15 protein-coding genes are annotated in these 13,962 nt (G+C 65.2%); 12 read left to right on the top strand and 3 right to left on the bottom strand.

All coding sequences use genetic code 11. The annotated features are described in order from the left end of the window. The first annotated feature begins 25 nt into the window (after positions 1-25). The gene (locus tag AB0L63_RS04690; protein WP_364494596.1) at positions 26-2,302 is read left to right on the top strand and encodes an excinuclease ABC subunit UvrA; all 2,277 of its coding nucleotides are present in this window, start codon (positions 26-28) and stop codon (positions 2,300-2,302) included. A gap of 242 nt (positions 2,303-2,544) precedes the next feature. On the opposite strand, the gene AB0L63_RS04685 is transcribed toward AB0L63_RS04690, so the two are convergent. Next, on the bottom strand, positions 2,545-2,670 hold the full coding sequence (locus AB0L63_RS04685) for a hypothetical protein (RefSeq protein ID WP_364494593.1): 126 nt from the start codon (positions 2,668-2,670) through the stop codon (positions 2,545-2,547). Between the two features lie 183 nt (positions 2,671-2,853). Between AB0L63_RS04685 and AB0L63_RS04680 the strand changes: the two genes are divergently transcribed. The 8 genes from AB0L63_RS04680 to AB0L63_RS04645 all read left to right on the top strand — a co-directional run bounded on the left by AB0L63_RS04680 (position 2,854) and on the right by AB0L63_RS04645 (position 9,413). Beyond that, positions 2,854-3,717, top strand: a complete 864-nt coding sequence (locus AB0L63_RS04680) for a glycosyl hydrolase family 32 (RefSeq protein WP_364494591.1) — start codon at positions 2,854-2,856, stop codon at positions 3,715-3,717. Positions 3,718-3,740: 23 nt separating this feature from the next. After that, positions 3,741-3,983, top strand: a complete 243-nt coding sequence (locus tag AB0L63_RS04675; protein ID WP_364494588.1) for a hypothetical protein — start codon at positions 3,741-3,743, stop codon at positions 3,981-3,983. A 92-nt stretch (positions 3,984-4,075) separates the two neighbouring features. Continuing rightward, positions 4,076-5,488, top strand: a complete 1,413-nt coding sequence (locus AB0L63_RS04670; RefSeq protein ID WP_364494586.1) for an L-fucose/L-arabinose isomerase family protein — start codon at positions 4,076-4,078, stop codon at positions 5,486-5,488. Continuing rightward, positions 5,485-5,925, top strand: a complete 441-nt coding sequence (locus AB0L63_RS04665; protein ID WP_364494584.1) for an FGGY family carbohydrate kinase — start codon at positions 5,485-5,487, stop codon at positions 5,923-5,925. The genes AB0L63_RS04670 and AB0L63_RS04665 overlap by 4 nt, the downstream gene beginning before the upstream one ends. A 33-nt stretch (positions 5,926-5,958) precedes the next feature. Beyond that, positions 5,959-6,414, top strand: a complete 456-nt coding sequence (locus tag AB0L63_RS04660; protein ID WP_364494581.1) for a thioredoxin family protein — start codon at positions 5,959-5,961, stop codon at positions 6,412-6,414. Beyond that, entirely contained in the window at positions 6,411-7,448 is a 1,038-nt protein-coding gene (locus AB0L63_RS04655; RefSeq protein ID WP_364494578.1) for a glycoside hydrolase family 172 protein, read from the top strand. The genes AB0L63_RS04660 and AB0L63_RS04655 overlap by 4 nt, the downstream gene beginning before the upstream one ends. A gap of 130 nt (positions 7,449-7,578) precedes the next feature. Next, positions 7,579-8,772 (top strand): histidine kinase, encoded by a 1,194-nt coding sequence (locus tag AB0L63_RS04650; RefSeq protein WP_364494576.1) that lies wholly within the window; start codon positions 7,579-7,581, stop codon positions 8,770-8,772. Beyond that, positions 8,769-9,413, top strand: coding sequence for a response regulator transcription factor (locus tag AB0L63_RS04645; protein WP_364494573.1), 645 nt, complete (start codon positions 8,769-8,771; stop codon positions 9,411-9,413). Before AB0L63_RS04650 ends, AB0L63_RS04645 begins: the two co-directional genes overlap by 4 nt. Before the next feature lies 1 nt (position 9,414). On the opposite strand, the gene AB0L63_RS04640 is transcribed toward AB0L63_RS04645, so the two are convergent. Beyond that, positions 9,415-9,789, bottom strand: a complete 375-nt coding sequence (locus tag AB0L63_RS04640; RefSeq protein ID WP_364494571.1) for a DUF952 domain-containing protein — start codon at positions 9,787-9,789, stop codon at positions 9,415-9,417. 273 nt (positions 9,790-10,062) lie between these two features. Between AB0L63_RS04640 and AB0L63_RS04635 the strand changes: the two genes are divergently transcribed. Beyond that, entirely contained in the window at positions 10,063-10,257 is a 195-nt protein-coding gene (locus tag AB0L63_RS04635; RefSeq protein ID WP_364494568.1) for a hypothetical protein, read from the top strand. Between the two features lie 126 nt (positions 10,258-10,383). Here AB0L63_RS04635 and AB0L63_RS04630 read toward each other — a convergent pair whose 3' ends face one another. Next, positions 10,384-11,100, bottom strand: a complete 717-nt coding sequence (locus AB0L63_RS04630) for a TetR/AcrR family transcriptional regulator C-terminal domain-containing protein (RefSeq protein WP_364495631.1) — start codon at positions 11,098-11,100, stop codon at positions 10,384-10,386. 143 nt (positions 11,101-11,243) lie between these two features. Here AB0L63_RS04630 and AB0L63_RS04625 point away from each other — a divergent pair, with 143 nt between their 5' ends. Continuing rightward, the gene (locus tag AB0L63_RS04625) at positions 11,244-13,088 is read left to right on the top strand and encodes a DEAD/DEAH box helicase (RefSeq protein WP_364494565.1); all 1,845 of its coding nucleotides are present in this window, start codon (positions 11,244-11,246) and stop codon (positions 13,086-13,088) included. After that, complete coding sequence (locus AB0L63_RS04620; protein WP_364494562.1) at positions 13,088-13,666, top strand: hypothetical protein; 579 nt, start codon at positions 13,088-13,090, stop codon at positions 13,664-13,666. Before AB0L63_RS04625 ends, AB0L63_RS04620 begins: the two co-directional genes overlap by 1 nt. Positions 13,667-13,962 lie beyond the last annotated feature (296 nt).

Raw genomic sequence — 13,962 nt, 5'->3', positions numbered from 1 at the left:
CTCATTCAGGCCTACCGTGGCGATCGTGAACGCAGACCGAGACACCATCCAGATCATCGGGGCCCGCGCCAACAACCTGCGCAATATCTCCCTGGCTATCCCCAAAGGCAAGATCGTCGTCTTCACCGGCGTATCCGGATCGGGCAAATCGTCGGTGGTCTTCGGCACCGTGGCCGTCGAATCGCAGCGTCAGCTCAATGAGACCTTCACCTGGTTCATTCGCAACCGACTGCCCAAGTACGAGCGGCCCGAGGCCGATGTGATCGACAATCTCGCGCCCGCGGTGGTGGTCGACCAGAAGCCCATCGGCGGAAATTCCCGCTCCACCGTCGGCACCATGACCGATATACAGTCCATCATCCGGGTGCTGTTCTCGCGGCACGGTGAGCCGAGTGCCGGTGCGGCGACCAACTATTCGTTCAACGACCCGTTGGGCATGTGCCCGGAGTGCGGCGGACTCGGTCAGGTAGTGCGGCCGGATCTGGACAAACTGCTCGACACCTCGAAGTCGCTCAATGAGGGCGCGATCAACTTTCCACCGTTCGCGGTAGGGACTTTTCAGTGGCAGATCTTCGCGGAGTCCGGACTCTTTGATCCGGACAGGCCACTACGCGACTTCACCCCGGATGAGTGGCAGTTGTTCCTGCGCGGCAACGGATTCCGGGTACCACGCCTGAACAAAAGCGGTTCGATGGGCAGCAATGCCTATGAGGGACTGCTGGAGCGCTTCGATCGGCTCTACATCAAACGCGACCTCGGTGCGCTGAGCGATAAGAATCGTGCGGCAGCGATGGCAGTCGTCCAGGCACAGACATGTCCGGAATGCGGTGGCGCACGGTTGAATTCCGCTGCACTGGCGAGCAGGATCAACGGATTCGGCATCGCCGACTACGGCCGTAAGGAAGTCTCCGAACTCATCGAGGTGCTCGGCGAACTCGATGAGACGCCTGCCACGCCGATCGCTGACGCCGCAATTGTCCGGTTGCGCCGGATCGAGGAGGTCGGGCTCGGCTATCTTTCGCTGGATCGCGAGACAGCCACGCTGTCCGGTGGAGAAGCGCAGCGGCTCAAGGTCGTTCGACATCTTGGATCCAGTCTCACCGGGATGACCTATATCTTCGACGAACCCAGCGTCGGCATGCATCCGCGCGATATCGGCCGTTTGAACAAGCTGTTGATCCAGTTGCGCGACAAGGGCAATACGGTGTTGGTGGTCGAACACTCCCCCGATGTCATCGCAGTCGCCGATCACATCGTGGATATGGGGCCTGGCGCGGGCGGGCACGGCGGTCATGTCGTCTTCCAAGGCACCGTCGAAAAGTTGTGCACCTCAGGCACTTCGACCGGTGAGCGGTTACGGCGGGTGCGACCGGTCAAGAGCGCGAGCCGCACCCCGACCGGCTGGCTCACGGTCACCGGCGCGGATTCGTACAACCTGAAGAATCTCACCGCACGGTTCCCCACCGGCGTGCTCACCGCGGTCACGGGTGTGGCGGGTTCGGGCAAGAGCACATTGGTATCCGGTGCGTTCGTAGCCGCCTACCCGCAGGCGATCGCGGTGGACCAGTCCGCCATCGCCGCCTCCCGGCGCTCGAGCCCCGCCACCTACATCGGCATCATGGACCCGATGCGGCAGGAATTCGCCAAGGAGCACGGCGTCAAACCGGGGTTGTTCAGCTTCAATTCCGAGGGCGCATGCGCCGAATGCGGCGGAGCTGGTGTCATTTTCACCGATCTCGCGTATATGGACCCGATCACCACCGTCTGCCAGAGCTGTCACGGGCGCCGCTACCGTCCGGAAGTGCTGGGCTATACCGTGCGCGGCGCATCCATCGCCGACGTGTTGGATATGACCGCGGAGCAGGCACTCGAATTCTGGAATGGCAATGCGGGCGGCAAGATTCGGACCCCACTGCGGGCGCTCAACGAGGTCGGTCTCGGCTATCTGACGCTCGGTCGCGCGCTGAGTTCACTCTCCGGTGGTGAACGTCAACGCATCAAACTCGCCGACCACTTGCACCGCAGCGGCGGCATCTATGTACTCGACGAGCCGACCACCGGGCTGCACATGGCCGATGTCGACGGCCTCATCGCCCTGCTGGACCGGCTGGTCGACGCGGGCAATACGGTCATCGTTATCGAACATGATCTCGAGGTTGTCAAACGAGCCGACTGGGTGATCGATCTCGGACCGGACGGCGGCAAGCACGGCGGCGAAATCGTCTTCACCGGACCACCCTCGGCACTACTCGACTGTGGGCATTCGATCACCGCCGACTACCTGCGACGCAGCGGCGCATGACACCCGGCCACGCACACTGCGAGCAGTGGTTGCCCGGGAGCATCGAGCTCGGCACATACTGCTGACCGAGACGGCCGGTATACCGAGACCGGGCGGGGGACGCAGGCTGAAGTCGGGCTACTCGCGGCAGGTGCTGTGGGGTTGCGCCATTTGCCAGGGCGTTCGGAGGGCTGGCCAGCGGCTCGGTGATCCACCCGTCGGTGTCCGCCTGCCCCGCAGGGCCGCAGCCGCCAACCCCTGACTCACGACTCGCATTGTTCGGCACCAAGCAGCACGCCACCGACAATTCGCGGGCCGCGCCAGAGCATCCGGACATCATCGACCAGCGGTTCGGTCACCATCTGCCCGAACCGAACGGCTGGCTTCATTGCGATGTCATTCGCAGACTCGTCGGCTGTGTAGCTGCGGGCACGAGTGCGGCGGGTGCGGCACCAGCGAGCAGCCGCTACGGACGACCACTGTCGATGGCGGAAATCCGTGCGGCTGTTCGCAGACCTGACCTCGGCGAGGTCCGCACACGTCATCATGGCTGTATGGCAACGCGCGAGGTAGTGAGAGCAGCCGCGTTCACGCGGATCTACAACCCGAGCGACGGAGAACCGCACCCCTGGTACATCAACGATCACACCGTGATTCGCGACGAATCCGGCCACTGGCACGTCTTCGGCATCACCCATCCCGAACCCGCCGACCCCTTCGACGAAACGGAATTCGCCCACGCCACCGCACACCGGCTGCACGGACCGTGGACCAAGCGATCATCGGCGCTGACCGTTGATCCCGACTACGGCGAAACCCATCTCTGGGCACCACATGTCATCGCCGTCGACGGCCGCTACTACATGTTCTACGCGGGCGGCGGCACCGACCGCACCGCCGCCACCATCAACCTCGCCACCTCGACCGACCTGTTCCGCTGGACCCGCAGCCGGGCCGGGCCGCTGTTCCGCGACGGCTACGACGCCAGGGATCCGATGGTCTTACGCATCGGCGAGCAATGGGTCATGTATTACTGCGCAACCAGCACGCCGAGCGGCGGACACCACGTCGTCGCGTATCGCACCAGCGGCGATCTCGTGCACTGGGGTGAGCGCCATATCGCGTACACCGACCCCAGCATCGGCACCGAAGCGGGCAATACCGAGTCACCGTTCGTGGTGCACCACGGCGGCTGGTGGTACCTGTTCATCGGTCCGCGCCCACACTATGTAGGCACCGATGTGTTCCGCAGCGATAACCCGTTCCGGTTCCACATCGGCGGCAAGGTCGGCCATATCGCCGCCCACGCCGCCGAACTCGTGTGGGACGACGACCGCTGGTGGATCACCAGCGCGGGCTGGGCCCAGGGTGGCGTCCACCTGGCGCCGCTCACCTTCCCGACCGCGCACACCGTCACCGCGGCCGTTCCCCGCTGAGCGATCGCATGGTGTGCACCGCCATGACCGACCCGCTGCCGACGGCGCACCGCATCCTCGACAAGACGCGGCCGCTGGTCGCCGGTCAATCGGTACGCAAGGCCATCGTCCCCATCGCCGTCGACCATCCGCCGACCGAACCCCTCGCCACCTTCGCGCCGCCGCAACCGACCCGCCTCAGCGGCCACGGGCTCGATCCGGACCGCGCCCGGCGACTCGACGCGATTACCGCCGAATTGGTCGACAGCCGGGTCACCGGCAGATAACGACCTCGAACCCGCTCGCCCGAAGCCGACCACCGGTGACGCCCTTCGGATACATAATCCTGAGGGGGCCTGCGCGTTGGGAGGCGGTCGGGATGGCGCGAATCGGGGTCATGAGCGTGTCCGACGGGCGTGATTATGTGCACGCCGGGATCGCGGAGTTCATCGAGTCGGCCGAGGATCGGCTGGTCGCCGCGTTGCGGGCAGCCGGGCACGAGGTTATCCGCGGCGCCGCGCCGATCAATACGAATGCCCTGGCCGGCTCGGTGGCACGCGAAGTGGCCGCCGCCGGTGTGGATCTCACCGTGCTGCACTACGCGGTCTGGGCGTTCCCGCACTTCACCATGCTGGCCGCGGGTGCGACACCGGGTCCGCTGCTACTGCTGTCCAATATCGATCCGGCGCAACCGGGCATGGTCGGCATGCTGGCCGCGGGCGGTGCGCTGGATCAGATCGGCCGCGCGCACACTCGGTTGTGGGGCGATCCGGCCGATACCGAGCTGATCGGGGCCATCGGTCGCCAGGCGACCGCGGCCGCCGCCGTATCGAGCTTGCGCGGCAGCACTTTCGGACGCTTCGGCGGTCGGCCGATGGGAATGAATACGGCCGTCGCCAATACCGATCAATGGCAGCGCCTGTTCGGCATCGATGTCGAGGAGATCGACCAGTGGGAGATCGTCCGCCGCGCCGAGCAGGCCGATGCCGGTGAAGCGAAGGGTGCACGAGAGTGGTTGGAGCGCAATACCGCCGGTGTGCACTACGACGGCGTGAAACTCACTCCCGAATTGCTGGAACGCCAGATTCGCTCATATCTGGCTGTGCGCGAGTTGATCGACGAATGGCGGCTGGACTTCTCGGGTATCAAGGGTCAGCCCGAACTCACTCAGTACTTCGCCACCATGGATATCACCGAGGCGTTCCTCAATGACCCCTACGATTGGAATGGCCCCAAACAACCCCATGTATGTGCGACCGAAGCGGATATGGACGGCGCACTCACCATGCGGCTGCTGCAGCAGATCGCCGACACCCCTGTGCTTTTCGCCGATGTCCGGCATTATCACGCCGACCGCGATATCTGGGATCTGTGCAACTCCGGCCAGCATGCCACCTGGTTCGCCGCCCGCAGCGATGAGCCGACCGAGAATCTCGCCAACGTGCATCTTTATCCGGAGGTGTTCTTCTTCCCGGCGGGTGGCGCATCGGTGCACCATCTGGCCGCGCCCGGCCGCATGACCCTGGCGCGCCTCACCCGTAAGGACGGCGACTATCGAATGCAGTTGATGTTGGGCGATTTCGAGACCTATGACCGAGCGACCAATGAATCGCTGATGAAGCAGTCCACCTGGGAATGGCCACATGCCTTTGCCCGGTTGGACGCGCATGCCGACGACTTCCTGTCCCGCTTCGGCGCCAACCATATTCACGCCGTCCCCGGCGACCATCGGGCCACGGTCCGGGCCGCCTGCGACCTCCTGGATATCACCGTCGACGAGTTCACCCGATGACGAGCGCATATCCCGGCGTCGACATCGGGACCGCCGTCTCCAAGGGCGTGCTGGTCTATACGGACGACACCGTTATCGCCGGATCCGAACGGACGCACGGTGTTTCGACGCAGCGACCGTGTTGGGTCGAACACGATGCCGAGCCCATCTGGTTGGCGGAGTTCCACGCGATCATCCGCGAACTCCTCACCGCGTCCGAGGGTGCGACTCTCGACGCACTCGCGATATCCGGGATCGGCCCGTGGCTGTTGCCCGCCGATGCCGCCGGAAGGCCCCTGCGTCCGGCCATTCTCTATGGTGTAGACACCAGGGCGAAGACCGAAATCGCCGAAATGAACCGGGAATTCGGTGCCGCCGCGGTACTCGAGCGCGGAACAATACCGATCGGCTCATCTCCCGTGAAGCCGCGGCCTATGCGAGGATGCAGGGTTGCGTAAAGGACAGTGATCGCGAGGACCTCGATGCCGACAATGACCGTGACCCGAAGTAATTTCGATGCGACCGTCGCGAACAGCCACATCGTGCTGATCGATTGGGGTGCGCAGTGGTGTGAACCGTCGCGCCGATTCGCCGAGGTCTTCGCGGCATCCGCGGATCTACACCCCGAAATCGTCTACGGCACAGTGGATATCGATGCGGAAAAGCAGCTGACCGAAATGGCTGGGGTCTCGGCCTACCCGACTCTCATGGCTTTCCGCGAGGGCTTGCTGGTGTATTCGGAGGCCGGTGCCCTGCCCGCCGAGACGATGGAGGAATTGGTACAGCAGATCCTCTGGCTGGATATGGACCAATTCCGGCGCGAGCTCGCGCAGCTCTCGGCCACCGTCGCGGTCGGCGAACTCGAGCAGCCGCCGACCGCCTTCCCCCATCAGCAGCGCGCAGGCCACGCCGCCGCCACCGACCGATACGGTTGGCCGGGACTGTGACCGTCCCAGGGTCGGCATCGGAACTCTGGCGGCTCGACGCCGCACGGACCCGCTCGGTCAGCGCGGAGAATCCGACCGGCTCCCCCGGTGCGGGGGCGCGCGCGATCGAGGGCACCGGCGCACATGCTGCGCGGCGGCTCGGCCCCGGCTGGAAAGTCTCCCCGTCCATACACCTCGGTGCGGGCGCAACCGTGACGCTCGCAAATATTTCCGGCCCCGGTGTGCTGCGCCACTGCTGGCTCACCACCGACCGCACCGTGCTACGGCTGCTCACACTGCGTATCCACTGGGACGACGAACCCGAGCCATCGATCGACCTGCCACTCGGCGATTTCTTCTGCAACGGCTGGGACGAACTGGCCTTGGTGCAGTCCGAGATGGTGGTCGTCGCGCCCGCCGGTGGTCTGAACAGCTTCTGGCCCATGCCTTTTCGTGAGCACGCCAGGATCACACTGCACAACGGCAGTGACCGTGTGGTGCCGGTCTACTACCAATTCACCTATACCGAGGAGGATGTCCCCGACCCCGCCGGATATCTGCACGCGCTACGGCGTCACAGCGCGCCACTCGGCGCGCCCGCAGTGCACACAATTCTCGACGCGGTGCCGGGTCCCGGCCGATATGTCGGCACTTACCTGGCGATTCGGCCCGGCGCACCGGGCTGGTGGGGCGAGGGCGAGCTGAAGTTCTACCTCGATGGCGACACCACCCATCCGACCCTGTGCGGTACCGGCACCGAGGATTACTTCGGTGGTGCATGGAATTTCGATCTCGACGGCGCTTACCGCACGTATTCCACACCCTATCTGGGCTTGCATCAGGTCCTGCCGCCCGATGAGATCTACCAGCCGCAGCAGCGATTCGGCATGTACCGCTGGCATATTCGCGATCCGATCTGCTTCCGACAGGACTTGCGCGTGACGATTCAGGCGCTCGGCTGGCATGACGACGGCACCTACCTCCCGCTAACCGAAGCCGATATCGCGACCACGGCGCTGTGGTATCAGAGCCACCTGACCGGCGAAAAGGGCTGACCACCCACCCCACAGGCCGGTGATCGCACCGCGTCGCGGCGGGCGGGTCCGAGCATGTCGGATATCGGATCGACCGGAACTCATTCCTTCGGCGGACCCGGGACGCGGGGGCGTGTGCTGTGATAGGTCGATGCGGCGGTGGGAAGCTTTGTCGGCGACAGCGCAGGACGCGCTGGTCGCCGCCTTCGCGTTCGCGATCGGCGTCGCGCTCTACCCGACCGGCCTGTTCGAGTTGGCCAGTGACCTGAGTCGCCACCCGTCGCTGCCGGTGCGGTTCGGGGTGCTCGCGCTGATCTGTGTGGCGACGTTCCTGCGGCGTCGCCTGCCGATATCTGCGCTCGGTATCGGGCTGATTCCATTCGCCATCGATTTCGCGCTGGGTCCGACGGTGCCGGTCTGGCTCATCTATTCGGATCTGATCTACGCGGGCGTGCTGTATGCCAAGCGCGCACGCGCGCGTGTCCTGGTCGTGGTGTGCGGGGTGATCTCGGTCGCACTGACCGTCCTCGCGCTGGTGCTTGGCGACTGGCGGGTCGCGGTGATCACCATCGCCGCGCTGTTCGCGTTCGTCGCGACCCCGCTGTGGTGGGCACTGACGGTACGCGGGCACAAGGAGATCGCCGAGGCCGAACGCAAACGTGTACAGGCGATGACGTTGGTCGCCGAATTGGATCGGCGCGCCGCCATCGCCGATGAGCGCAAGACGATGGCGCGCGATCTGCACGATGTGATCGCCGGGCACCTGTCGGCCATCGCCATCCAGTCCGAAGCGGCGCTGGGGGTGCTGGCCCGGCAGGACTCCGATCCCACTGTCACCGGGATCATTTCCTCGATCCGGTCCAATAGCGTCAGCGCACTGCAGGAGATGCGCACCATGATCGGCCTGCTGCGCCGCGACGATGGCGCCGAGGACGATGTGGCCGCGCCACGCAAACTGGCCCAGCTGCCGATTCTCGTCGATGCGGCCCGCGCGGCCGGAATCACCGTGCGGGTGCGGAATTCACTGAACGGGACTTCGCTGCCGAGCGCGGTCGACCAGGCCGCCTACCGAATCGTCCAGGAAGCATTGACAAACGCCATGAAACACGCACCGGGACAGGCGGTCGATATCGACGTGCACACGGAAACAACCGATTTGGTTCTCTCGGTGCGCAATCCAACGGTGGCGGTGCACAATCGACCGACCGACGAGGAGCGCCACAGGGGTCTGATGAACATGCGGGAGCGAGCCGTGGCGCTCGGCGGCACCTTCAGCGCCGGACCCGGTGCCGCCGGCTGGGAAATCCTTGCGCGGCTGCCGATCTCGACGACGGAGGTGTCATGATCCGGGTACTGATCGCCGACGATCACGGCGCGATCCGGGCCGGACTGCGGCTGATCCTGGAGACGGCAGAGGGGATCGAGGTGGTCGGCGAGGCCGCCGACGGCGATATCGCGGTGACACAGGCCAAAGCACTGCGCCCGGATGTGGTGCTGATGGATGTGCGCATGCCGGGCGTCGACGGTATCACCGCCACCGGCCGCATCACCGACGACGGCCTGGCCAGGGTGCTCATCCTGACGACCTTCGATCTGGACGAGTACGTCTTCCGGACGCTGCGCGCCGGTGCGTCCGGCTTCGTGCTGAAATCCGCGTCGGGACAGGCACTTGTCGATGCGGTGCGCGCGGTCGCCGCCGGTGACGGGGTGCTCGCGCCCGAGGTGACCGCCGCGGTGATCAATGCGTTCGCCGCGACCAGTGGCGCACGAAGCGCGCCCGCACCGGACGGACTGGCCGAGCTGACCGAACGCGAACGCGAGGTGCTCGACTGTCTCGGTGACGGTCTGTCCAATGCGCAGATTGCCGCGCGGCTGTTCATCGGCGAGACGACAGTCAAGACACATGTTTCACGGGTACTCACCAAACTCGGTGTGCGGTCCCGGGTTCAGGCCGCCATCGTGGCGCGTGAGGCCAGGGACCGGTAGATCACGACTCCGGAAAGTTCGGATCGAGCACGGCGAAGGTGCCATCCTGGGCGGGCTGATACTCGACCACGGCGATGACCGCGCCGACCGGCAGCGGACCGTACAGATGTGGGAACAGCATCGACTCGGGATCGGTGGGCACACCCGGCTCCCATTCCACGGGCGCACCGACGCGGGCCGGATCGATGCGCAGCAGCACCATGTCACGCCGTCCGGCGAATAGTTGATTGGCGGGCAGATGCACCTGCTGTGGCGTGGACAGATGGATGAACCCGATCTCCTCGAACGACTCCGGGCGGTACTCGCCGGTCCGCCGCGCGGTCAGCCATTCGGCGAGCGTGCAAATGTGAACGAGCGTGTGAGTGTCGTAGTTCACGGGTAATCTCCCGGTAGACAACTGGATAGGACTGTTCGTGATCGTGGTCGAGTGAAGTTCGATACGTAACCAGCGATGTTCGCCAGTAGCGAAATCCCAGGTCATGTTACCGAAAACACACTGAATCACTTCCGGGAACAAAGCCCCCGTCCCGAACGTCTGACAGAGTAGTCATACCCCTGCTGGGAAGTAGCGGTAGCGAGCCCGCGGAGTGACCACGGGCCCCACACCAGGTGAACGGACTGTAGTGCCGGGAGCCAGGACGGAGGAGTCATGCCAGGAACCCTGACAAGCACCCCACTGACCGCGGTCGATCGTTGCGACCGCTGCGGAGCTGCCGCACGAGTTCGTGCCGTATTGCCCGCAGGTGGCGAGTTGCTCTTCTGCCAGCACCACGCGAATGAACACGTGGATCGCTTGCGTGAGCTCGAAGCCGTGATCGATACGGAATCGGCTCCCGAGCTCTGACCGATCCTCGCGTCCCGACACAACAGCATCGAACAACAGAACATCGCTGATAAACGACAGCGGGCGACTTTCGAGTCGCCCGCTGTCGGCATTTCCGCACTGTGCTGCTGGTGCACTCGCTGGCGCTCACCCGGCGCCGAGCTCGGCGAGAAGGCCGTCCAGCAGTTTCGCGAGCCCGAAGGCGAAGGCGCCCTGGGGGTCCGACGGCGCTTGATAGCGTTCGCCTACCGCCGCACCGACCCGCGCGGCGATCGGGAACTCCTCGACCGAGATGACCTCGGTCAGCAGCGTGCCGTATTGCTCCCACCACTGCGAGTCGGTCAACTCCGCCGTACTGCGAATTCCGGCGATCGCCATCCGCGCGTTGCCGGTCGCGAATTCCGACAGCACCGCGATCACCCGATCCATAGCCAGATCCGATAACCCGATCTCCTCGATCGCGGCCAGCTGTCGTTCATAGCGACGCATCCGACCCGGACCGAGCACCAGCCGCCATGGTGGCACCTCCAGCAGCCACGGATGCGCGATCAGTTCCGCACGGACCTGCTCGGCGATCGCGGCCATGCGGTCACGGACCGGAAGATCGGTCGGGATGGACGCGTCCTGCAGTGCGACCGCGTCGACCATCAGCACGGTCAAAGCTTCCTTGCTCGGCACGTAGGTATAGAGGCTCATCGGGCGCAGTCCCAGTTCGGCGGCGACCGCGCGGATCGATACTTTCTCGTACCCATCCCGATCGGCGAGGGCGATCGCGGCCGCGATGACCGCATCGACGCTCACCATCTGCTTCGGGCCGCGCCCGCCGGATCGCGGCGGCAGAGCATGTCGCCATAGCAGGCTCATCAACTGTTTCGCCTGATCGGTCACATGGTCCTCTCGGAATTAATCCAGTACGCCGTACGTTGTTATAATACTCCGTACACCATACGACGATCTAGGGGACCGTTCTGCCCAGCACACAAGCCACCTATCTGCCCGAGCGCCACATGTTCGCGCTATGGACTTGGACCGGCTCCGCGCCCGGCCGCGCGCCCGACGGCAATCGGGAAACGTTTTCTTTAGCAGTACCTACGGGTCCGCGCGGCGCGATCGAGGTCGCCGACGTCGATTGCGCACTCGTTGATCCTGACGAACTATTGCATCTCGACCTCGGTGACGCGGGCTCGTCCGTCCACGCTTGGCGCGCGGTGCTGCTGGACGAAGTCGAGCCGCGCGATACACACAACACATCTGGCCCGCATGCCGCCGCGATCGATCAGGCGGACGGCATGACGAAGCTCCGCGCCCAGGCGCGGTACGAGTCGATAAGCGGCCCAGGTGATGCAGTACCGCTGCCGATCGCGGCGCACGCGGTCCCCGACGCCGCCGGGACAGCGATCGTGTCCGCCGAGCGCGCCGTGCGGGTGTTGCGTGAAACCCGATATTTCGGGGCGGAATTGCGGGCGGGACTGAAGGCGGAGCTGCGGCCGTATCAGGTACGCGGCGTTGGCTGGTTGCACGAGACCGTCTCGGCGCACGGTGGGGCGGTATTGGCCGATGAGATGGGGCTCGGGAAGACCGTACAGACCATTGGGTTTCTGCACGGGCTGGCCGGGGATGGGGCGCAGCTCGTGGTTTGTCCGACGTCGTTGGTCGGGAACTGGGCGCATGAGATCTCGCGGTTCGCGCCGGGGCTGCGGGCGGTGGCGTGGCGCGGGGGTGAGGTCCCGGATGCAGCCGGGACCGTTGTGGTGACCGGGTATCCGATGCTGCGGTTGCACGGCGGTGTATTGGCCGACCGATCCTGGGCGACAGTCGTTTTCGATGAAGCACAGGCATTGAAGAATCCACGCACCCAGGTGTCCAAGGCGGCGCGGGCGTTGACGGCACAGGCGAAGGTCGCACTGACGGGTACGCCGGTGGAGAACCATCTCGACGAACTGTGGGCGCTGCTCAATCTGGTGGCGCCGAGACTGTTCGGGCATCGCACGCTGTTCCGGCGTCGCTTCGTCCGGCCGGTTCACGAAGGTTCGACAACCGCGGCGGCCCGGCTGCGGGATGCGCTCGAACCGGTGCTGTTGGCGCGCAAGAAGGCTCAGGTCGCCGCATCGCTGCCCGCCAAGATCCACAGCGATCTGCTCTGCGATCTGACCAGCGAACAGGAGCGGCTCTACGACCAACTGCTCGACAAGGCGATCGATGACGGCTTCGGCCATGGCGCGCAACGGCAGAGCCGGGTACTCGCCGCGCTGACCGCTCTCAAACAGGTCTGCAACCATCCGGGACTGATCACCGGTGAGCTCGGCGAATTGGCGGGTCGGTCCGGAAAGCTGGACCTGTGCACCGACATCGTGGCCAATAATCTCGAAACCGCTGCTCCGACACTGATATTCACCCAGTACCGCGCCACCGGCGACCTGCTGGTCCGCCACCTACACGAACAGTTCGGCGTGCGGGCGCCGTTCTTCCACGGTGGCCTGAATCAGGCCGAGCGGGCCGAGATCGTTTCGGACTTCCAAACCGAGAACGGTCCGCCCGTATTGATCCTGAGTCTGCGCGCCGCGGGCACGGGACTCACCCTGACGCGCGCCGCCGATGTCATCCACTTCGACCGGTGGTGGAATCCGGCCGTGGAAGCCCAGGCGTCCGACCGAGTGCACCGCATCGGCCAGACCCGCACCGTCACCATCACCACCCTGACCTCGGGCACCACCGTCGAGGAGCACATCGCGGGCATGCACGACCGCAAATCCGCCCTCGCGGACCTCGACGATTCGGCGGGCATCGCCGCTCTGGCCCGCCTCGATGACGACCAGCTCATCGATATCCTGCGTCGCAAGAGGGAGAACTGATGGCAGATAACGAATTCGGGTATACGGCATGGGGTATGGACTGGGTTCGGCTCGCCGAACCCCTGCGCCAGACCCGACCCGACCCGCTACTCCCCCGTGCCCGCAGCATTGCCCGCAACAATGGCGTGCAAGCGACCGTCGAAGGCCGCGTCGTGCGCGCCGCCATCCACCGCGGTGGGCAGGCCTCGGTAACCCACCTCGAAGTCGCGCCGCTACCCCGCTCGGCCATCACGGCAATCAGCGAAATCATTCCGGACACAACAGTTCTCACCGATGAGATGCACCGGGCACTGGTCAGCGCCAGCATCAGCCCTGCACCGAACCCGGCGGGAACGGACTGCTCCTGTTCGGTCCGCACGGCCCGCTGTGTGCACGTCCTCGCGGTGTACTACGACATGGCCCGTCGCGTGGACGAGAACCCGCGCCTGACTCTGGAGATCCAGGGCTATTTCCAAGCGGCACAGGAAGATTCGACAGTACCGGTCGAGTCACCCCGTTGGACCCCGATCAACGGACTCGACCCTGTGGACTACTTCGACCGGTGGATGTCCGAACCAAACAGATCGCCGATGCCCTGACCCGCATTCCTCCGGCCCCTCCACCCTTGCCGAATTCGCCGGCGACGCCGCCACGAGCCCGCACACCCAGGGCTCGCCTGGTGCTCGTCGAATCTCCTTCGGCCAGTGGCGAACCCTGCCCGTCTCGCCGCCTCCCTCCCACTACCGGCCAAAGGCCTGCCGATCGCCCGCATCGCGAGCCGGGTCGGCATGCCCCCGGGCGAAACGCCCGGTCCGGTGGCCGTCGCACTCGTTGCCGCGGCACAACGTCAGGTCATCGTAGAGCTGATCGGCGACGTGACCGCGCTCGAAATGCT

This window comes from Nocardia sp. NPDC051990, from assembly GCF_040680755.1.
Classification (GTDB): Bacteria; Actinomycetota; Actinomycetes; order Mycobacteriales; family Mycobacteriaceae; genus Nocardia.
This window is presented reverse-complemented; position numbering and strand designations above follow the sequence as displayed.

Bases quoted from the DNA above. Each gene is read 5' to 3' on its own strand.
- AB0L63_RS04620 (WP_364494562.1), top strand. From the start codon at position 13,088: ATGGCAGATAACGAATTCGGGTATACGGCATGGGGTATGGACTGGGTT.
- AB0L63_RS04630 (WP_364495631.1), bottom strand. From the start codon at position 11,100: ATGAGCCTGCTATGGCGACATGCTCTGCCGCCGCGATCCGGCGGGCGC.
- AB0L63_RS04685 (WP_364494593.1), bottom strand. From the start codon at position 2,670: ATGAAGCCAGCCGTTCGGTTCGGGCAGATGGTGACCGAACCGCTGGTC.
- AB0L63_RS04645 (WP_364494573.1), top strand. From the start codon at position 8,769: ATGATCCGGGTACTGATCGCCGACGATCACGGCGCGATCCGGGCCGGA.
- AB0L63_RS04665 (WP_364494584.1), top strand. From the start codon at position 5,485: ATGACGAGCGCATATCCCGGCGTCGACATCGGGACCGCCGTCTCCAAG.
- AB0L63_RS04670 (WP_364494586.1), top strand. From the start codon at position 4,076: ATGGCGCGAATCGGGGTCATGAGCGTGTCCGACGGGCGTGATTATGTG.
- AB0L63_RS04625 (WP_364494565.1), top strand. From the start codon at position 11,244: ATGTTCGCGCTATGGACTTGGACCGGCTCCGCGCCCGGCCGCGCGCCC.
- AB0L63_RS04675 (WP_364494588.1), top strand. From the start codon at position 3,741: ATGACCGACCCGCTGCCGACGGCGCACCGCATCCTCGACAAGACGCGG.
- AB0L63_RS04635 (WP_364494568.1), top strand. From the start codon at position 10,063: ATGCCAGGAACCCTGACAAGCACCCCACTGACCGCGGTCGATCGTTGC.
- AB0L63_RS04650 (WP_364494576.1), top strand. From the start codon at position 7,579: ATGCGGCGGTGGGAAGCTTTGTCGGCGACAGCGCAGGACGCGCTGGTC.
- AB0L63_RS04660 (WP_364494581.1), top strand. From the start codon at position 5,959: ATGACCGTGACCCGAAGTAATTTCGATGCGACCGTCGCGAACAGCCAC.